Annotated in this window: 17 protein-coding genes; 10 read left to right on the top strand and 7 right to left on the bottom strand. The window is 65.1% G+C overall.

Translation table 11 applies throughout. The annotated features are described in order from the left end of the window. The first annotated feature begins 50 nt into the window (after positions 1–50). Together IFU00_01120 and IFU00_01115 are read left to right on the top strand one after the other, a co-directional pair. Positions 51–401, top strand: a complete 351-nt coding sequence (locus tag IFU00_01120; GenBank protein MBD8540877.1) for a helix-turn-helix transcriptional regulator — start codon at positions 51–53, stop codon at positions 399–401. Next, a complete protein-coding gene (locus tag IFU00_01115; protein MBD8540876.1) occupies positions 398–1,411 on the top strand; it encodes a cation transporter in 1,014 nt (337 codons plus the stop codon). Before IFU00_01120 ends, IFU00_01115 begins: the two co-directional genes overlap by 4 nt. Before the next feature lie 41 nt (positions 1,412–1,452). On the opposite strand, the gene IFU00_01110 is transcribed toward IFU00_01115, so the two are convergent. Together IFU00_01110 and tcdA are read right to left on the bottom strand one after the other, a co-directional pair. After that, positions 1,453–1,980, bottom strand: coding sequence for an FKBP-type peptidyl-prolyl cis-trans isomerase (locus tag IFU00_01110; protein MBD8540875.1), 528 nt, complete (start codon positions 1,978–1,980; stop codon positions 1,453–1,455). 47 nt (positions 1,981–2,027) lie between these two features. Beyond that, positions 2,028–2,915, bottom strand: coding sequence for a tRNA cyclic N6-threonylcarbamoyladenosine(37) synthase TcdA (gene tcdA, locus IFU00_01105; GenBank protein MBD8540874.1), 888 nt, complete (start codon positions 2,913–2,915; stop codon positions 2,028–2,030). Positions 2,916–3,001: 86 nt separating this feature from the next. Between tcdA and pdxH the strand changes: the two genes are divergently transcribed. Continuing rightward, positions 3,002–4,234, top strand: a complete 1,233-nt coding sequence (gene pdxH, locus IFU00_01100) for a pyridoxamine 5'-phosphate oxidase (GenBank protein MBD8540873.1) — start codon at positions 3,002–3,004, stop codon at positions 4,232–4,234. Between the two features lie 3 nt (positions 4,235–4,237). Here pdxH and msrA read toward each other — a convergent pair whose 3' ends face one another. After that, on the bottom strand, positions 4,238–4,780 hold the full coding sequence (gene msrA / locus IFU00_01095; protein ID MBD8540872.1) for a peptide-methionine (S)-S-oxide reductase MsrA: 543 nt from the start codon (positions 4,778–4,780) through the stop codon (positions 4,238–4,240). Positions 4,781–4,934: 154 nt separating this feature from the next. Here msrA and IFU00_01090 point away from each other — a divergent pair, with 154 nt between their 5' ends. After that, entirely contained in the window at positions 4,935–5,447 is a 513-nt protein-coding gene (locus tag IFU00_01090) for a flavin reductase family protein (protein MBD8540871.1), read from the top strand. A gap of 92 nt (positions 5,448–5,539) precedes the next feature. After that, complete coding sequence (locus IFU00_01085) at positions 5,540–6,733, top strand: acyl-CoA dehydrogenase (GenBank protein ID MBD8540870.1); 1,194 nt, start codon at positions 5,540–5,542, stop codon at positions 6,731–6,733. 37 nt (positions 6,734–6,770) lie between these two features. On the opposite strand, the gene IFU00_01080 is transcribed toward IFU00_01085, so the two are convergent. Continuing rightward, entirely contained in the window at positions 6,771–7,676 is a 906-nt protein-coding gene (locus IFU00_01080; protein MBD8540869.1) for a LysR family transcriptional regulator, read from the bottom strand. A gap of 78 nt (positions 7,677–7,754) precedes the next feature. Here IFU00_01080 and IFU00_01075 point away from each other — a divergent pair, with 78 nt between their 5' ends. The 4 genes from IFU00_01075 (at position 7,755) to IFU00_01060 (ending at position 12,526) form a co-directional block, all read left to right on the top strand. Further along, positions 7,755–8,720 carry a 3-hydroxyacyl-CoA dehydrogenase gene (locus IFU00_01075; GenBank protein MBD8540868.1) on the top strand — a complete coding sequence of 322 codons (966 nt, stop codon included), beginning with the start codon at positions 7,755–7,757 and terminating at the stop codon, positions 8,718–8,720. Between the two features lie 2 nt (positions 8,721–8,722). Continuing rightward, entirely contained in the window at positions 8,723–9,415 is a 693-nt protein-coding gene (locus tag IFU00_01070) for an arylsulfatase (GenBank protein ID MBD8540867.1), read from the top strand. Positions 9,416–9,467: 52 nt separating this feature from the next. Further along, positions 9,468–10,433, top strand: a complete 966-nt coding sequence (locus IFU00_01065) for a tripartite tricarboxylate transporter substrate binding protein (GenBank protein MBD8540866.1) — start codon at positions 9,468–9,470, stop codon at positions 10,431–10,433. 131 nt (positions 10,434–10,564) lie between these two features. Then, entirely contained in the window at positions 10,565–12,526 is a 1,962-nt protein-coding gene (locus IFU00_01060) for a phosphatase PAP2 family protein (GenBank protein ID MBD8540865.1), read from the top strand. A gap of 73 nt (positions 12,527–12,599) precedes the next feature. Here IFU00_01060 and IFU00_01055 read toward each other — a convergent pair whose 3' ends face one another. Continuing rightward, a complete protein-coding gene (locus IFU00_01055; GenBank protein ID MBD8540864.1) occupies positions 12,600–12,947 on the bottom strand; it encodes a hypothetical protein in 348 nt (115 codons plus the stop codon). A 411-nt stretch (positions 12,948–13,358) separates the two neighbouring features. Then, positions 13,359–15,635 (bottom strand): hypothetical protein, encoded by a 2,277-nt coding sequence (locus IFU00_01050; protein ID MBD8540863.1) that lies wholly within the window; start codon positions 15,633–15,635, stop codon positions 13,359–13,361. 402 nt (positions 15,636–16,037) lie between these two features. Here IFU00_01050 and IFU00_01045 point away from each other — a divergent pair, with 402 nt between their 5' ends. After that, positions 16,038–18,008 (top strand): EAL domain-containing protein, encoded by a 1,971-nt coding sequence (locus IFU00_01045; GenBank protein MBD8540862.1) that lies wholly within the window; start codon positions 16,038–16,040, stop codon positions 18,006–18,008. 52 nt (positions 18,009–18,060) lie between these two features. On the opposite strand, the gene IFU00_01040 is transcribed toward IFU00_01045, so the two are convergent. After that, positions 18,061–19,500 carry a beta-lactamase family protein gene (locus IFU00_01040; protein ID MBD8540861.1) on the bottom strand — a complete coding sequence of 480 codons (1,440 nt, stop codon included), beginning with the start codon at positions 19,498–19,500 and terminating at the stop codon, positions 18,061–18,063. Positions 19,501–19,533 lie beyond the last annotated feature (33 nt).

Here is a 19,533-nt window from a genome sequence, read left to right as displayed (position 1 = left end):
CGCGGCTCGTTGCACTAACATGTGAACACCTATTCACATGTTAGAGTCGCATGCACGAACACACCCACACGCACCCGGCCGCCCAGCCGATCGCCCCGCCGCCCGAGGAAGCGATCGGCCAGTTGGCCGACCTGTTCCACCTGCTGGGTGATGCAACGCGTCTGCGCATCGTGCTGGCCTGCCTGACGCAGCCGACCGCCGTGGGCGACATCGCCAATACGCTGTCGCTGTCGAGTTCGCTGGTCAGCCACCACCTGCGCCTGCTGCGCGCGGCCCGCATCGTCAAGGCCGAGCGCCAGGGCAAGCAAGTCTTCTACGCAGCTGCTGACGCCCACATCAGCAGCCTGCTTTCCACTATGTTCGAGCACATCGCCGAACCCGCCACCGGAATGGACGCATGAGCCAACATCACCAGCACGATCACGATCACGATCACGACCATGATCACAAGCACGAGCACAAGCACAAGCACGACGATCACAAGCACGACGATCACGGTCATGGCTTTGGCCACCATCACCACCACATGCCCTCTCCCGAATGCAACGGCCGCGCTTTCGCGCTGGCGATCGGGCTCAACATGACCTTTGTCATCATCGAATTCGCCTACGGCTTCATCGCGCACTCGACGGCGCTGATGGCCGATGCCGGTCACAACCTGTCCGACGTGCTGGGCCTGGTGCTGGCCTGGGGCGCGGCGGTGCTGGCCAAAAGCGTGCCCACCGGCCGCTACACCTACGGCCTGCGCGGCTCGTCGATCCTGGCGGCAATGGGCAACGGCCTGCTGCTGATGGTCGCCTGCGGCGCCATCGCCTGGGAAGCGGTGCAGCGCTTCGCCGAACCGGCGCCCGTAGCCGGGGCCACGGTGTCGATCGTTGCCGCCATCGGCGTGCTGATCAACGGCTTCTCGGCCTGGCTGTTCCTGGCTGGCAGCAAGGGCGATCTGAACATCCGCGGCGCCTACCTGCACATGGCGGCCGATGCGGCGCTGTCGCTGGGCGTGGCGATCTCGGGCCTGATCATCATGTTCTGGGGCTGGACCTGGATCGACCCGGCGGTGAGCCTGGTGATCGTGGTGGTCATCGTGCTGGGCACGTGGTCGCTGCTGCGCGAATCGGTGCAGCTGTCGATGGCGGCCGTGCCGCCTGGCGTGGATGCCGACAAGGTGCGCGGCTTCCTGCTCGCGCAGCCCGGCGTGGCGGATCTGCACGACCTGCACATCTGGGCGCTGAGCACGACCGAGACGGCGCTGACGGCGCACGTCGTGATGCCCGCCGGGTATCCGGGCGATGCCGCGATTGATGCGATGGTGGACGGGTTAAGCGCGCAGTTCGCGATTCATCACTGCACGCTGCAGGTCGAGGAAGGCACGACCCATCATCACTGCACGCTGCACGGGCACGCGCACTGAAGGACCGGCGCGGCCCGAAAGCGGGCCGCGCTGTTAAAGCATTACTTCACGTTGAGGAGTTCAACGTCGAAGATCAGATCCGAATCCGGCGGAATCATCCCGCCGCCCGCGCCACGCTTGCCGTAGGCCAGCGCGCTCGGGATGATCAGGGTGCGCTTGCCGCCGACCTTCATGCCGGCCACGCCCTGCTCCCAGCCCTTGATCACGCGACCTGCGCCCAGCTGGAATTCCAGCGGATCGCGGCCGTTGTCGAGCGACGAATCGAACTTGCGACCGCGCTGCTGCTTGGCCAGCGGTTTGTGGAACCAGCCCGTGTAGTTGACAACGACATTGCTGCCCAGCGACGCTTCCTTGCCGGTGCCAACCACGCGATCGACGATCTCGACCTGCGGCGCCTGGGTTTCGGCGGCGACCGGCGGCGTGACCGGGGTAGCAGCAGGCGCAGTCGCTGGCTGCTGCGCTTCCGGTGGCGGCTGGGTTGCGGGCTTGCTGGCGTCCTGTGCGCCTTCCTGGGCCTGGGCGCTGCCCGCCACCAGGAGCAGGGCGATGACTGCGGATCGACGAATCATGTGTGCTCTTCCATCAAAAGGTCGCAACCGGGCGGTTGCATCGGGACCTATGATAGCAAGGCAGCCTCAGCTTGCACAGTTTGCCCGTCAGCGGCATTGGCAGCCGCTGCAGCCTGGGCATTGGCCGCCTCGGCCAGCCGGCGCAGCACCTGCCCCGCTGTCACCATGCCGAAGGTGGCGGTCACCACCATGCACGAACCGAATCCGGCGCAGTTCAGGCCCGTGATCCCGTTGTCGTCGATCTCGCAGGCGTCGCCTGTCTCTGGATACCGCAACGGCTCCATCGAAAACACGGCATCGATGTGGTACTTCTGCTTTTCGCCGCGCGAAAAACCGTATTGCGCGCGCAGCAGCTTGCGCACTTTTTTCAGCAGCGGTTCCTGCTCGGTGCGGGCCAGGTCGCGGATCTCGACCTTGGTCGGATCGATCTGGCCACCGGCGCCGCCCACGACCACGAGCGGCATCTTGTTGGCGCTGCACCAGGCGATCAGCGCGGCTTTCGGCTTGACGCTGTCAATGGCATCGACCACGTAGTCGAAGCCCTGATTGGCCACCAGCGTTTCGATGTTCTCCAGGTCGATGAAGTCCTCAACCAGGGTCACCTGGCAAAATGGATTGATCTCGGCGATGCGCTGGCGCAGCGCTTCGATCTTCGGCATGCCGATGGTCGATGACAATGCCTGGATCTGGCGGTTGATGTTCGATTCGGCCACGTTGTCGAGGTCGATCAGGGTCAGGTGGCCAATGGCGCTGCGCGCCAGCGCCTCGACCACCCACGAACCGACGCCGCCGACGCCGATCACGCAAACGTGCGCCGCGCGGAAACGTTCCAGCGCAGGCTCACCATACAGGCGCCCGATGCCGCCGAAGCGGCGCGCAAAGTCGACATCCTCCGTGGGCGCTGCGGCCGCCCCTTGCTCAAGTAATTGATTCATCCCGATATTGTAGCGGACAGGTCTTTCGCGACTACACTAGAATAATCGTTCGTCAACCAAATAACCTGCGTGTCTCCCACAGAACAATGACCTCTCTCCTGCCCGACACCGCCCCCGATTTCTCCCAGCCGATCGCCGTGCTCAAGCATTGCCATGGCCGCATCCGCAAACAACTGTCCACCCTCGAAAAGCTGCTGCCGCACCTGGCCGAACATGGCGTCGACAAGCAGGCACGCGACGCCGCCGGCGCCGTGCTGCGCTACTTCGACAAGGCGGCGCACCTGCACCACGACGACGAAGAGCAGGACCTGATCCCGATGCTGCGCGCTACCGCGCAGGGCGACGACGCCGCGACGCTGCAGGCGCTGGCGCCGACGATCGTGCAGGACCACAACGACATGGACGCCCTGTGGCAAGACCTGCACGAGCAACTGACCGCGATCGAAACCGGCACCGGCACCATGCTCTCCAGCACGGCCGTCGAGCGCTTCGTCGCCCGCTATACGGCGCACATGGAACGCGAGGAAAGCACGCTGGCGCCGATGGCGATGCGCCTGTTCTCGCCCGAGCAGATGGCGCAGCTGGGCCAGGCGATGCAGCGCCGCCGCGGCCTGCTGGCACCCGAGGCGTTTGACCAGCCGGTGGCATCGGCCACGGCGGCAGCCAAGACAGCCGGCGTCGGCCAGGCAGTGGCCGACCTGCGCCAGGATTACGGCCAGGCCAGCCTGAATGAAGACGATGTGCTGGACGACCCGATCGCGCAGTTCACAGCATGGTTCGAGCAGGCACTGGCCGCGCAAGTGAATGAGCCGAATGCGATGACGCTGGCAACTGTCGGCCCGGGCAACCGGCCGAGCTCGCGCATCGTGCTGATCAAGCAATTCGATCCGCGCGGTTTTACCTGGTACACCAATTACGACAGCCAGAAGGCGCAGGAACTGCGCGGCAACAACCAGGCCGCCCTGCTGTTCTTCTGGAGCGAGCTCGAGCGCCAGATCCGCATCGAAGGCCGCGTCGAGATGACGTCGAGCGAAGAAAGCGACCATTATTTCCGCAGCCGGCCGCTCAAGAGCCGGGTGGCGGCCATCGCTTCGCAGCAGAGCAGCCCGATTGCCAGTCGCGCCGCGCTGGAAGCGAATTACGACGCCGTGGCGCAGGCCGCCGGTGACGATCCGGCGCGCCCGGACAACTGGGGCGGCTTCCGCCTGGTGCCGGAACGCATCGAGTTCTGGCAAGGCCGGCGCTCGCGCTTTCATGACCGGATCGTCTACCAGCGCCAGCCGGACGGCAGCTGGACGCGTAGCCGCCTGCAACCGTAATCGTTATGCCTTGAGGCGGTCGCTGAAGGTCGCGCGGAACTTGCCGACCTTCGGCGCCACCACGAACGCGCAATACCCCTGCAACGGGTGTTGCGCGAAGTAATTCTGGTGGTAATCCTCGGCCTTGTACCAGGTTTCCTGCGGCAATACCTGCGTGACCAGCGGCGCATCCCACACCATGGCCATCTCGGCCATCACGGTGCGCGCGACGGCTTCCTGCGCCGGCGACGTGGTGAAGATCACCGACCGGTATTGCGTGCCGACATCGTTACCCTGACGATTGAGCGTGGTTGGATCGTGGATCGTGAAGAAAATCTCGAGAATGTCGTGGTAGCTGATCACCGACGGATCGAATTCCAGGCGCACGACTTCGGCGTGGCCGGTGGTGCCGTTGCAGACGGCCTCGTAGGTGGGTTGGTCGGCATGGCCACCCATATAGCCTGACTCCACGCGCGTGACGCCACGTGCTTCGAGAAACACCGCCTCGAGGCACCAGAAGCAGCCGCCCCCGAGGATGGCAACGTCGCCCGTTGTTTGCTCACTCATGATGAACCTTGTTTCGTAAAATTTCGATAAGCTTAATGTAGCGCAAAGCTCGGCTGCCCGCTGTATTGACCCGCTGCCGATGCTGCTAGAGAGCAAGGCGCGGCAAGCTTGCGCAGGACGGTGGCATAATGAGCGTCACAGTTCCAGGAACACCATGAATACACTTTCTGCCCGCGCGACCACGCGCGGCTTCGATACCACGCATTTCCGCCAGGCGCTGTCGCAGTTTGCGACCGGCGTTACCGTCATTACGACGCGCCTGGCCGACGGCACCTTCCGCGGCCTGACGGCCAGCTCGTTCAACTCGGTCTCGCTCGACCCGCCGCTGGTGCTGTGGAGCCTGGGCGCCGGCGCGAACAGCATGCCGATCTTCAGCGGCAACTCGCACTACGTGATCAATGTGCTGTCCGCCGGCCAGGAAGACCTGGCGATGCGCTTTGCGCGCCGCGGCGAAAACCCGTTCGAGGGTGTCGACTACGAACTGTCGCGCACCGGCCTGCCGATCCTCAAGGGCGTGTCGGCCTGGTTCGAATGCCACAACCGCAGCCGCTACCCAGAGGGTGATCACGTCATCTTCGTCGGTGAGGTCGAAGAATGCCAGTTGCAACCACAGCCGGCGCTGATCTTCCACGGCGGCAAGTTCGGCAGCACCGCCAGTCAAAAATGAAAATGCCTGTCGCAGTTTGAAAAGATCGGGCTGCGGCACGTTTCTATAATGGTCAGGTAACTTCTAACCAGAATTCAGAGACAGGATTTCCGATGACCCGTACCGACTCGCCCAAGAAAGCCGCTTTTCACTGGGATGACCCGCTGCTGCTGAACAGCCAGCTGACCGATGAAGAGCGCATGGTGCGCGACGCCACCGCCGCCTATTGCCAGGACAAGCTGCGCCCGCGCGTGCTCGAGGCGTTCCGTCACGAGTCGATGGATGTCTCGATCTTCCGCGAGATGGGCGAACTGGGCTTGCTCGGCCCGACCATTCCCGAAGAATACGGCGGCCCGGCAATGGGGTATGTTGCCTACGGCCTGATCGCACGCGAAGTCGAGCGTGTCGATTCCGGCTACCGCTCGATGATGAGCGTGCAGTCGTCGCTCGTCATGGTGCCGATCTTCGAATTCGGCAATGAAGCCACCAAACAGAAATACCTGCCGAAACTGGCCACCGGCGAATGGATCGGCTGCTTCGGCTTGACCGAGCCGAACCACGGCTCCGATCCCGGCTCGATGATTTCGCGCGCCCGCAAGGTCGAGGGCGGCTACAGCTTGAGTGGCGCCAAGATGTGGATCACCAATTCGCCCGTGGCCGATGTGTTCGTCGTCTGGGCGAAGGACGATGAAGGCGCGATCCGCGGCTTCGTGCTCGAAAAAGGCTGGAAAGGCTTGTCGGCCCCGGCCATCCACGGCAAGTTCGGCCTGCGCGCCTCTGTTACCGGCGAAATCGTCATGGACAACGTGTTCTGCCCGGAAGAAAACGCGTTCCCCGACGTGCGCGGCCTGAAAGGCCCGTTCACCTGCCTGAACTCGGCCCGCTACGGCATCGCCTGGGGCGCGCTGGGCGCGGCCGAGGATTGCTGGCACACGGCGCGCCAGTACACGATGGATCGTCAGCAGTTCGGCAAGCCGCTGGCGGCAAACCAGCTGGTGCAAAAGAAGCTGGCCGACATGCAGACCGAAATCACGCTTGGCCTGCAGGGCTGCCTGCGCCTGGGCCGCATGAAGGACGAAGGCACGGCGGCGCCCGAAATCACCTCGATCATGAAGCGCAATTCGTGCGGCAAGTCGCTCGACATCGCGCGCATGGCGCGCGACATGCTGGGCGGTAACGGCATCTCGGACGAGTTCGGCATCATCCGCCATATGGTCAATCTCGAGGTGGTCAACACCTACGAGGGCACGCACGACATCCACGCGCTGATCCTCGGCCGCGCGCAGACCGGCATCGCCGCGTTCTGATCAGGTAGCCCCCACGGCGCGGCCATCGCCGCGCCGTTCAAGAACCATCAGCAATCTGCTCCTGCAACAGCGCCAGCATCGCCTGCGCCGCTGGCGTCAGCGCGCCTTCGCTGCGCCGGACCACGCCGATCGAACGCCGGATCACGGGATCGACCAGCTCGCGCCGCACCAGCCCGGCGCTGGCAATCACATCGGCTGCCAGGCTCGGCAAGGCCGCCACTCCCAGCTCTTCAACCACCATGGCACCAATCGTGGCCAGGTGGTCGACTTCAAACGCCGGATAAAAATTGATCCCCGCCTGCAGCGCGGCGGCGTCCACGTATTGCCGCACGCTGGTGTGGCGCGACATCGAAATATGCGGATACGGCAGCGTCTCGGGCAGGCGGATCGGGCTACTGTCGCGGCCCAGCGGATGCCCAGGGGCCGCCAGCAGCACGAAATCGTCCGTCGTCAACGGGATGTATTCCAGATCCTGGTAGGCCGGATTGGCGGCGGTGATGGCGAAGTCGACGCGTCCCTGGCGCACCAGCTCGAATGCCGGTTCCGACAGCGTGTCGGCCAGCGACAGCGCAATGTCGGGATGGCGTTGGTGAAAGACACGGAACAGGCGTGGCACGAGCCGCGCCGCCAGCGAGGGCATCGCCGCCAATGCCACCCGGCCCCGGTGCAGCGCCGTCACGTCGCGTACCGCTGCGGCCGAGCGCTCGATATCGGCCAGCAATTGCCGGGCGTGCAGGACCAGCACTTCACCGGCGGCACTCAGGGCGACCGAGCGCGTGGTGCGCGAGAACAGGCGACTCCCGAAGCCCTCCTCCAGACGACTGATCAGAGTCGAGAGCGCCGACTGCGACAGGCAGACCTGCTGCGCCGCCTTGCTGAAGCTGAGCGTGTCGGCCAGGGCGAGAAACGCACGCAACTCACGTGCGGATAGATTTATTTCCATAATCGATAAGTTTATAGAAAAAATGCGTTTCTCAGATAATTTGATGAAGCGCAAACTAAGTTCATTCTCTTTTCGAAAATGATCATGGAAAACTTGATGCTTCCCAAGCCTGCGCACGCGCTGGCCCTCGTCGCAGGTGGCGGCACGATGGGCGCCGACGTGGCGATCGTGCTGGCACGCGCCGGCTGCCGCGCGATCGTGCTCGAACCTGGCGCCACGCGCCGCGCCGCGCTCGACACCTATTTTGGCGACACGCTGCGCAAGCTCGGGCTGGAACACAAGCGCGAGCGCATCACGACCTGCGCCAGCCTCGATGAACTCGACTGGCAGGCCATCGACCTGGTCATCGAATGCATTCCAGAGAAGCTGGCGCTCAAGCAGGCACTGTTTGCCGAGCTGGTCCAGCGCGCGCGCCCCGATACTCTGCTGTGCAGCAATAGCTCGAGCTTTCCCATTTCGGCCATCGGCGAACACCTGGAAACAACCGGGCGGATGCTGGGCCTGCACTTCTTCATGCCGGCGCATCTGGTGCCGCTGGTCGAGGTGGTGCTTGGTGCGAACTCGTCGGGCGAACTGGCCGAGTCGTTGATGACCTTCATGCGTGCCTGCGGCATGGTGCCGGTGCTGGTCCGCAAGGACCTGCCCGGCTTCCTGGCCAACCGCCTGCAGCATGCCCTGGCGCGCGAAGCGTTTGCGCTGATCGATGCCGGCATTGCCACGGCCGAGGATGTCGACGCTGCGGTGCGCTTCGGCTTCGGCTTCCGCTTTCTTGCGGCCGGCCCCGTGCTGCAGCGCGACCATGCCGGCATTGACGTGCACTGCCCGGCCGCCGCCACCATGTACCCGTCGCTGGCGGCCAATACCACGCCAGCCCGGGTGCTGGCGCAGCGCTATGACGCCGGCCATTACGGGATGAAGACGGGCGAAGGCTTTTATCGCTGGACGCCAGACACCATTGCCGCCGAGCGCGCACGTTACGATGGCCTGTTGATGGCCGGGTTGCGCCTGCTGGCGCCTGAACTGCCAAAGATCGAGGACCAATGATCATGTCTGCCTCCCCTTCAGCGGCGACCCGCCCGGCGCCGCGCATTGCCCTGATCCACGCCCTGAGCCATTCGGTCGAGCCGATCAATGCCTTCATGGCCGAGCAATGGCCTGAAGCCACACGCATGAATCTGCTGGACGATTCGCTGTCGGCCGACCTGGCCCGATCCGGCCGTGGCCTCGACGCTGCGATGCACAAGCGCTTCGCCGATTTGGCGGATTACGCGCTTGGCAGCGGGGCCGAAGCCATCTTGTTTACCTGCTCGGCCTTTGGCCCGTGCATCGAAGCGGTGGCGCAGCGCTATCCGCACATCCCCGTGCTCAAGCCGAACCAGGCCATGATTGCCGATGCCGAGGCCAGTCAGGCGGCCGGCCCGGTGGGGCTGATCGCGACGTTCGGCCCCACCCTGGCCTCGATGCCGCCCGAATTTCCGGCGCGCGTGGCACTGCGCTGCGCGCTGGCCGAAGGCGCGCTCGATGCGCTCAACCGGGGCGACGTCGACCTGCATGACGAGATCATCGCCGACAGCGCACGGCGGCTGATCGATGATGGCTGCGCGACGATCGCACTGGCGCAATTCAGCATGGCGCGCGCGCATGATGCCTGTGTCCGTGCCGCGGGCGCGCCCGTGCTGACCACGGTGCACAGCGCCGTGCATGAACTGAAACGGCGCCTGGCGCAGCAGGCACCCTGAACGACAACGTACCACCCCACCAAAACAAAACAAGACAAACCGGAGACAAAGCATGCTCAAGAAAGTACTTCTCGCAACGCTGTTCATGACCCAGGCGCTCGTTGCCGGCGCCGCCGACGTGTATCCGTCGAAGCCGATCCGCTTCGTCGTGCCCTACCCGCCAGGCGGGCCGACCGACGCCATGGCGCGCCTGATCCAGGGACCGCTGCAGGCAAAGTTCAAGGTTCCCGTCATCATCGACAACCGGGGCGGCGCCGGCGGCAATATCGGGACCGGCATGGTGGCCAAGTCGACGCCGGACGGCTACACGATCCTGCTGGCGGCCAGCGGGCCGATGGCGGTGAACAAGACGCTGTACAAATCGATCCCGTTCGACCCGGAAAAGGATTTTGCACCCGTGATCCAGATCTCGGCCTTCCCTCTGGTGCTCGAGGTGCACCCTTCGGTGACGGTCAAGAACGTCAAGCAGTTCATTGCCATGGCAAAGGAGCATCCCGAGATGCTGAGCTTTGCCTCGGCCGGCAACGGCACCCCGCAGCACCTGGCGGGCGAACTGTTCAACACTGCGGTGGGCACCAGGCTGCAGCACGTTCCCTACAAGGGCGCCGGCCCGGCGCTGAACGATGTCCTCGGCGGGCACGTCAATGTCATGTTCGATATCCTCGGCAGCTCGGTCCAGTACATCAAGACGGGCAAGCTGCATCCGATCGCCGTGACGACAGCCACGCGCGTCCCGAGCTTGCCGGACGTGCCGACCCTGGCCGAGTCGGGCCTCACCGGCTACAACTTCACGGGCTGGCACGGCATCGTGGCGCCTGCCGCCACGCCCAAGCCGGTGGTGATGCGCCTGAATCAGGCGCTCAACGAGATCTTCGCCGATCCGGCCTTCCGCAAGAAGTGGGAAGAACTGGGCACGCCGGTCGTCGGCGGCACGCCCGAAGCGTTTGGCACCCTGATGCGCACCGAATCGGTCAAGCTGGGCAAGGTGGTCAAGGACGCCGGTGTGACGGTCGACTGACGCAGGGCGGCGCCCGATCACCGCTACCTACCGCCGGTGATCGGGCGCAACCGACCGCGCGTCATCATGACGTCACACGCACTTCTTATCATCCCTTCAATTTTTCGCCTCACTACCATTGAAGGGTTCACATGCATCAGGTCGTTCTCCGCCGTCTTCCGCTTGCCGTCGCCATCGGCGCCGCACTTGCCCTGTCCGCCTGCGGTGGTTCCGATCACCATGACGACGCACCCGCCGATGTCGCGATCGTCATCCCGGCCGCGCCAGCGGACCAGGGCGCGGCCGACACGGCGCCGGTGCCGGCAGTGCTTGCTTTTGTCGACACCGCCGCCACCAACCAGCGCGGCGATGCCCGCTACGCGACCTTGGCCACGAATGCCGGCGTGCGCGTCCTGGGCGGCATGCTCGCCATCTGGAAGCCGGTAACCGAACTCGTCGATGCAGGCCAGACGGCCCCGGCCGTTGACGGCTTCCCCGCAGTTGCCGCATCGACCTGGACCGGCGTGCCGAACGACGGCACCAATGGCGGCACGATCGTCAACGCCGCCGTGCACAATGCCAACATCGATTACGTGGTCAAGGCCACTGCCAGCCGCACCTCGGAGCAGGCTCTGCTGGCGTATCTGGACGACCGGCGCGGCAAGGGCTACAGCGTCACCGGCGGCATGGGCCCGCTGACCGATGCGTGGCGCAGCGCTTCGCGCGCGACCACCACCATCAACGACATGCCGGCGGATGCCATCAAGGTCAAGTACGAAGATGGCGGCAACAACAACGGTGTCGGCGGCGCCGCCAACGCCGAGTTCGGCAAGGTCATCGACCTGGTCAATGCGATGGGCGGCAACGGTTCGACCGAGCCGGCCAAGCGCTTCTACAAATACGCACGCCCTTACCGCTGGAGCAGCGCGGTGCAGGTCGTGCCGCAGCTCGAGCCAGCCAAAAGCACGACGCCAAGCACCGACGGCGGCTTCACCAGCGGCCACTCGGCCGAAGCCGTGCGCAACGCGATCGCCATGGCCTATGTGCTGCCGGAGCGTTATCAGGAACTGGTCGGCCGTGGTCTCGAACTGGGCGAGAGCCGGATTTACGCCGGCATGCACTCGCCGCTGGACGTGATCAGCGGCCGCGTGCAGGCGCAAGCCGTCGCCGCCGCCAACCTGATCGCCGCCGGCGCCACCACGCGCGCTGCCGCCCGCGAACAGGCCCAGAGCACGCTGATGAAGCTGACCGGCACCACCGCCAGCACCTTCCCGAGCTACGCCATCTCGGGTACGCCGGCGAACGACCGTTTTGCCGACTACGCGACCAGCAAAGCCAACTACCTGCGCCGCATGACCTACGGCCTGCCGCTGATCGGTTCGACCACCGCGCCGGCCGTCGTGCCGAAAGGCGCCGAAGTACTGCTGGAAACGCGCCTGCCGTACCTGACCGACGCGCAGCGCCGCGTGGTGCTGAAAACGACCGCAATCGGTTCGGGCTATCCGACGCTGGACGATGCTGAAGGCTGGGGCCGCCTGAACCTGTTTGCTGCTGCCGAAGGCTATGCGGTCTTCACCGGCAACGTCGTGCTGAACATGGATGCGAGCAAGGGTGGCTTTAATGCAGCAGACCGCTGGCGCAACGACATCACCGGCAGCGGCAAGCTGGTCAAGCAAGGTTCGGGCGCGTTGAAGCTGGGCGGCAAGAATGCCTGGACAGGCGGCACGCAAGTCGACGCCGGCGTGCTCGAAGCGCTGTCGACGACGGCCTTCGGCACGGGTGACGTGTATGTCGCGGGCGGCGGTACCGTGATCAGCAACGCACCGGCCACCCTGGTCGTGGGCGGCAAGTACACGCAGCTGACCGGCGCGACGCTGGAACTGCGCCTGGGCGCGGCCCAGGGCGGCCGCATGAGCGTGACGGGTGCGGCCACCATCGGCGGCGGCACACTGCGCATCAAGTTCCAGGACGGCGTCAAGCCGGCCGTGGGCGACACGCTCACCGTCATCAGCGCGGCAAGCCTGAAGGGCAAGTTCGAGACCATCACGGTCGACGGCTTTACCGTGACGCCGACCTACACCGACACGGGCCTGCAACTGCGCCTGGGTTCGTAAGCGCAGGTAGTACAAAAATGGGGCCGGGTTCGATGACGAACCCGGCCCCATTGTTTTGCCACGTTGCCGCAGCTTACTCGTCGAACTCTTCCGCCAGATTCTTCCAGCCACGGCTCTTGGCGAACGCCGAAAATTCTTCCGGCGCCTCGAGCACGATCAGACGGCTTTCCTGCAGGCCCGGGTCGCTGTGGCCGAAGTCAGGCCCCACATACCCAAGCGTACGCAGGCGCTCGACGAGTTGACGGACCAGGACAGTATCCTTATAGGCATCAGGATCGAGCTTGGCAGCAAACTCCACGTACACATCGATGATCCCGTAACCCTCGTCGAAAATGCGGATCTCTTTGACGTCGAGGGTACGGCCGTTGCTGTCCTTGGCCTGAAAGGCGCCGGACAGTTCAATATCGGTATCAGTAGTCATGGCACAAGCATAGCACCGAGCCACAGGTTGCGTAGCGCACGCCAGCATCGCAAAACAAAAGCGGGGGTCAGGTCTGACATTCGGACACGGCCTCTACGCTGGCATCAGTTTTTTGATTTCCTGAAAGCGATAATTCCGGGCGGATCGTTTGATACTGAAAACAAAAGCGGCAAAAGCGGGGTCAGGTCTGACATTCGGACACGGCCTCTGCACTAGCATCCGTTTTTTGATTTCCTGAAAGCGATAATTCCGGGCGGATCGATTAAAACGGTGTCGGAATCTCAATGCCCCGCTCAGTCAAGCGACTAGGGCTGAGGTCGTGTCTGAATGTCAGACCTGACCCCGGCTTTTGAGCGACTAGGGCTGAGGTCGTGTCCGAATGTCAGACCTGACCCCGGCTTTTGATGGCGGTTACACTTCCCATTGCAGCTTGAAGGTCAGCGACCGGCTCCGTTCATCCACCAGCGGCAGCTTGTCGTCGACGATCCCCAGCGACACGGTGCGGCCGTGGCGCCACTGGTAGCGGTACAGCAGCGAACGGTGCACCTGGCGGTCGTTCCATGCCTCGAGCTGCGTGACGCCATCGTCGCGCCGTGCGGCCCACGTGTTCTGCGCCAGCAGCCGCACGGAATCGCGCGGGCTGAAATGGACGATGGCCAGCGCGCGCCAGGCCGTGTCGGAGAATGCCGGCTGGCCCAGCGTGCCCTGGACCCAGGCACGGTTCACATGTTGATCAAGCTCGAGGGACCAGCCGCGCGGCAAGGGAAAGCGCAGGCCCACGTCGAGGATCACGTTCCCGCCCGGCCCCACGCGGTCGGCATCGGCGTCCAGCTGGCGGCCCAGCGCCGCTTCCAGTGCGATCTTCGAGACCCACGGCGCGGGCGTCGTTTCGATGCCGACATTGATGACGCGCGTATCGTGCAGGCGTCCCAGCGGCCGCGCGCGCTGGCGGTCGAAGCCCAGCTCGGCCCACACGCCCGTGCGCCGGGTCGCGGCCAGCCAGACGCCGGGGCGCAGCTTGCGCTCGACTGTTTCGCCGCCGGCCTGCCCCGTCACCCGATCGGCCAGCGTGCGCATCTCGTGCAGGACCAGGTAAGTCTCGAACTCGTACAGCTCGAGCCCTCCCAGGGATTGCGGCCCCAGGATGCGGTTGATCGAGCCGGTGGCGCGGGCGATCCCCGCTTGTGGCACGAAGCCGTTGTCGTTGACGAAGCCGGGCGCGATCGCTTCGACCTCGGCCTCGTACCACCAGCGTTCGGTCTTGTGCAGGGATTTCCCCCACAGGTAGCCGCCCGAGCGCCCCGCCACCCGCGCCGGTACATCATCGTCGACAAAGCCCGCGGTCGTGCGCGACACCATCGCCACGCCGGACAGTTGCTGCTGCTCGCCATCCGCCCCTTCGCCGCGCCACTGGGCATCGACGCCGACGACATCGTTGCCGCCGAAACGGTGGTAGTCGCGCTGCGACGCAAACGCGCCCAGCAGCAAGCCTTCCCCGTGCCAGCGCGCACGCACGAGGCTCGCGACCGTCCGTTTGGTCTGCCCGTATTCCAGCGTTTCGTACGGCTTGCCACGCAGGATCAGGCCACCCGGCTCATCGCGCAGGCTCATCGCCGTGGCGTCGGCATGCGGCCCGCGCCAGGTCGCGCGCAGGCCGTATTCGGGATCGTTCACGGTCCGCGAATAAAAGGCCGGCAGTGGCAAGCCCAGCACGTCCGCACTCTCCAGGAAGAAGCCGCGCTTCTCGGGCAGCGACAGCGCGATATTACCGGCGCCCTGCGACACCGGCTCGTCGATCTCGACCTGCGAGTAATCGGGATTGATGGTGGCGTTGAACACCCAGTCGGCGCGTGGCCGGGCATTGATTTCCAGGCCCAGTTCGGCCTGGCTGCCTCGCGTGCGCGTGCCCGGCATGGCGGCGCGTTCGCTGCGCACCGTCAGTTCGGGGCGCAGCTCGAGGAAGCGGCGGTCGCGCACCGCTGCCACGGTGGTCTCCATGCCGTCGATCTCCTGCAGGAAGCTCAGGTGGCTGAGCGCATCGATCCGCCACGGCGCCGTTACCAGGAGCATGCCGTCGGCATGCGGGATGCTGCGCTCGACCATCAGGCGCCAGTTGCGGCCATCGGCGTATGGAAAGCGCAGGCTCGACAGCGGCCAGCGCACTTCCATGCTGTAGCCGTCGGGCAGGATGGTCACGGCTGTCTCGACCGGGAAATCCGGCCCCAGATCGGATTCGTCATCCTCGGCGCGGTGGATGCCGTCGCTGACCACGCCAGTGGTGTTGATGCGCACGAACTGGGCATTGCGGCCATGGCCGGCCGGGTCGATCCAGATGCCGATGAAATCCTGGTCGACGCCGACCTTGTCGCGCCGCGCCAGCAGGCCCCGGCGCAGGTGCGGCGCGTCATCCCAGGCGCGGATACCGAACACCAGCGCGCCGTCGTCGACCAGCACTTGCACGCTGGTCTTCAAGGCGCCAGGCGCAGGCTCGCCGTCGCGTGGCTGGTGCTTGTGGAAGTCCTGGTAGACGGGCGCGCGGCGCCATGCGGGGTCATCCAGGGCGCCGTCGATCACGGGTGTGTCGCCCGCCGTGATGCGCAGCGCGCGCAGACCGCTGCCATGCGCATCGAACGCATGCAGGGCAGCACAGAGCAACAAGCCGAGGCAGGCAAACGAGGCGGGAGACATGCGCGTCACCATGAAAATGAGCCGCACAGTCTAGCATGCGACTTGCCAAAGAGAACACTTTTATACGCCGCCGACGTCGCGCCCCCGATACCTCTGATGCTGTTCAATTGTGACAACTTGACCAGGCCGCGTCACCTTGCGTGGCATACCGAATGCATCTGATGACGATTCGTCTTGTCACTCGCACTCGGGACTTGCCAGCGGCCCGATTTGCGCTACCATCGAATGCATGTTGCATGGCCTGCACAGGCCGGCGCGATTCACGGCAGAGGCATGATGAGCTTGACGCAACCAGTATCCGATCCGTCCGCAGCCAGTCGCAGCGATGCCTTGTCGCTCGACCTGCTGCTGAGTAACTTGCCGGGCGCGGCCTACCGCTGTCGCAACGACAGCGAGTGGAGCATGGTGTTCGTCAGCGACGGCATCGAAAAAGTGACCGGCTACTCGGCCGCGGCGTTTACCACCCAGCCGGGGCTGTCGTTTGCCAGCATCATCCTGCCGGAAGACCGCGACCAGATGCATGCGTCGGTCGCGATCGCCCTCGCCCAGAACCAGCCATTCCAGGTCACGTACCGGATCCGCACTGCCGATGGCCGCATCCGGTGGATCTGGGAACAAGGCGCCCTGAACCGGCAGGCGGGCATGCTCGAAGGGTTCCTGGCCGATTTCACGCGGATCAAGCATGCCGATCTCGTGATGCTCGAACAGGCGTCGTTCCTGCAGCAGGCGCGTGACGCGATCATTGCGATGGACATGACCTCGCGCATCAGCTACTGGAACCATGGCGCCGAGCGCCTGTACGGCTGGAGCGCGCAGGAGGCGATGGGCAAGCGCTTTGGCGAGCTGCTGTGCGATGAACAGGCTCACTACGAAACCGCCTTTGCACACACGCTGGCCGATGGCGAATGGTCGGGCGAACTGGCCCATGTACGGCGCGATGGCTCGAAGGTCGACACCGATACCCGCTGGACCTTGCTGGTGCCCGATGCCGTGCCGGGCGCATGCCAGAAGATCCTGGTGATCGGCACCGACATCAGCGAGCGCAAATCCAGCGAAGCAAAGATCTTCCGCTTGGCGTTCTTCGACCATCTCACCGACCTGCCCAACCGCGCCAACCTGCTCGACCAGTTGCGCCGCGCGCTCGTTGGCAGCGCCCGCAGCGGCAAGTGCGGCGCGCTGATGTTCTGCGACCTCGATAACTTCAAGTACCTCAACGACAGCCAGGGCCACGCGGCCGGCGACCTGCTGCTGCAGGCCGTGGCGCGCCGCCTCGAAGGCTGTGTGCGCGAAACCGACATGGTGGCGCGCCTGGGCGGCGACGAGTTCGTGGTGCTGATCCGGCCCGTCGACGAATCACGCGCGGTGGCCGCGGCGCAAGCCGAGACCGTTGCCAGGAAGGTGGTCGCAGCGCTGGCAGCGCCGTTCCAGCTGGGCGACCTGCATTACGCGTTGTCGGTCAGCGTCGGCGTGGTCACGCTGTGCGGCCAGCAAGACACGGTCGAATCGACCTTGCGCCAGGCCGACGCCGCGATGTACCAGGCCAAGGCGGCCGGGCGCAACACGTTCCGCTTCCATGACCCGACAGCGCAGGCCGCATGGCTCGCGCGCGCCGAACTCGAAAACCGCTTGCGCCGCGCGCTGCAGCGCCACGAATTCATGCTGCACTACCAGCCGCAGCTCGACCGCTTCGGGCGCGTGACCGGCGCCGAGGCGCTGCTGCGCTGGCGCCAGCCCGATGGCAAGGTCCTGCTGCCGGCCGAGTTCATCCGCATCGCCGAAGAAAGCGGGCTCATCATCGAGATCGGCGCCTGGGTCATGCGCTCTGCCTGCCGCGAACTGGCGCGCTGGCAGCGCCAGCCGGCAACAGCCGCCCTGACGCTGTCGGTCAACGTCAGCGCGCGCCAGTTCACCGAACCGGATTTCGTCGCGCTGCTGGAGACCATTTTTGCCGAAACCGGCGTGCAGCCGTCGGGGCTCAGACTCGAGCTGACCGAAAGCCTGGTGGTCACCGATTTCACGCTGGCGGCGCAGACGATGGGCGCGCTCAAACGGCAGGGTCTGTCATTTTCGCTGGACGACTTCGGCACCGGCTACTCGTCGCTGGCCTACCTGCGCAAGCTGCCGCTGGACCAGCTCAAGATCGACCGCTCGTTCATGCGCGACGTGCTCACCGACCAGAACGACGCCTCGATCGTGCGTTCGATCATCGCGCTGGGCGACAGCCTGGGCCTGGAGGTCATGGCCGAAGGCGTGGAAACGGCGGGCCAGCGCCAGTTCCTGGCCGATGCGGGGTGCCATCTCTACCAGGGCTTCCTGTACCAGCAGGCCATGAGCGGCGAGACATTCACGCAGTACGTGACCGGCATGCACTGAGGGCGCCGTGCCTGTCCCCGTGCGTTCCCACTTTCACGAAAGTCGCCCGTGATTACGGTACGCGCCTGAAACGTACGTCGAACGGCCCGGCGACGATCTGGCCCGTATCGCCAGGCAGCGCATCGAAGCGCAATTCAAGCTGTTGCGACAGCACGAAAAAACGCGTTGCCGATTGCCGGTACAGGCGCTCCCCCTGGCCTGCCTTGATCCAGAATATCGGCTGTCCGTCCTGCACGGTGATGTCAAAGTCACCCAACCCGGGAATCGCATATTTCCCGGTCATCTGTTGCGCCATCACGGCGTCGATCGGCACTGCTGCGCGCAGTGTGGTCTGATAGCTGGGCCAGCCGTACTCGGCGGCGATGGCACGCATGGTCGCGCGCGCCACTTCATCGCCAGCGTCGCCGTTTGTCATCACCACCGCGCCACGGCCGCCATCGACGTAGCCAAACAGATAGTTCTGGTACCCGCGGTTGCTGCCACCATGGGCAAACGATGCGGCGGCGCCGCTGCCGGCGGTCTCGAAGCCGAGGGCGTAATCGTTACGGACCGCGGCGAGCATCCTGCGCGCGTTCTCTTGCGTCAGCACCTTGCTGCGCCCCGCCGCAGATGCCTGAACGCCGATGACGAAGCGGGCCAGATCGCTTGGCGTCGTCCACATGCCGGCCGCAGCGAGCTCCGGATAGGTGGACGGGCCACCGGCATATGGTGTGCCGGCGCTGTCATGCGGCAATGCTGCCTTCCCGAGGATGGCGGCGCTGGCTGGCTGACTGAAAGTGCTGGATGGCATTCCCAACGGGGTCAGCACGCGCGTTTGCATGATCGTCTCGAAAGGTTGGCCAGCCACGTCGGTCATCAGCTGCTGCAACACCGTATAGCCGCCGCCCGAATACTGCCACGCGCCGCCCGGTGGTGACGTCATGCGTACCGGCGCCGTGTTGGCAGGCGCCGCGCCGTCCAGAACCTGCAGCACGGTCGGGACCGGTATTCCCGGCGCATACCCGGGAAACCCACTGACATTCAGGCCGCCGGTGTGCGACAGCAGTTGCAAGGGACTCACTGGCGCGCCGCCAAATGCCGCAGGCAATTTCCAGCTGCGCAGCTGCGTGTTGATATCGGCGTGCAGGTCCAGCTTTCCCGACTGAACCAGCGTCATGGCGCCAAACGCTGCAACAGGCTTGCTGATCGATGCGGCCTGGAACAACGTTTCCCGCGTTACCGGCCCGCCGCCCGGACCAACCACGCCATAGCCCTTGGCCCAGGCCAGGCGACCTTCGTCGATGACGGCGATGCTCAAGCCAGGTACGTGAAGACGACGCATCTCCCCCTCGAGCGTGCTCAGCGGCACCGGCGCGCCGGCCAGTGCCTGAGCAGGCCGCAGGCCCCGCTCGATGCTGGCGATGCGGTGGGCGTTGTCAGTCGCTGCAGCGGCAAGCGGAAACGTCAGCGCGGCCAATACCGGCCAGGTAGCGATACGGTGGAATCGTGTCATCGGGGGCTTCGGGATCGGCGATGAGCAAGTATA

The sequence above is a fragment of the Oxalobacteraceae sp. CFBP 8761 genome (genome assembly GCA_014841595.1).
Classification (GTDB): Bacteria; Pseudomonadota; Gammaproteobacteria; order Burkholderiales; family Burkholderiaceae_D; genus Telluria.
Note: the sequence above shows the minus strand (reverse complement) of the source record. Positions and strands in the feature narration are given on the sequence as shown.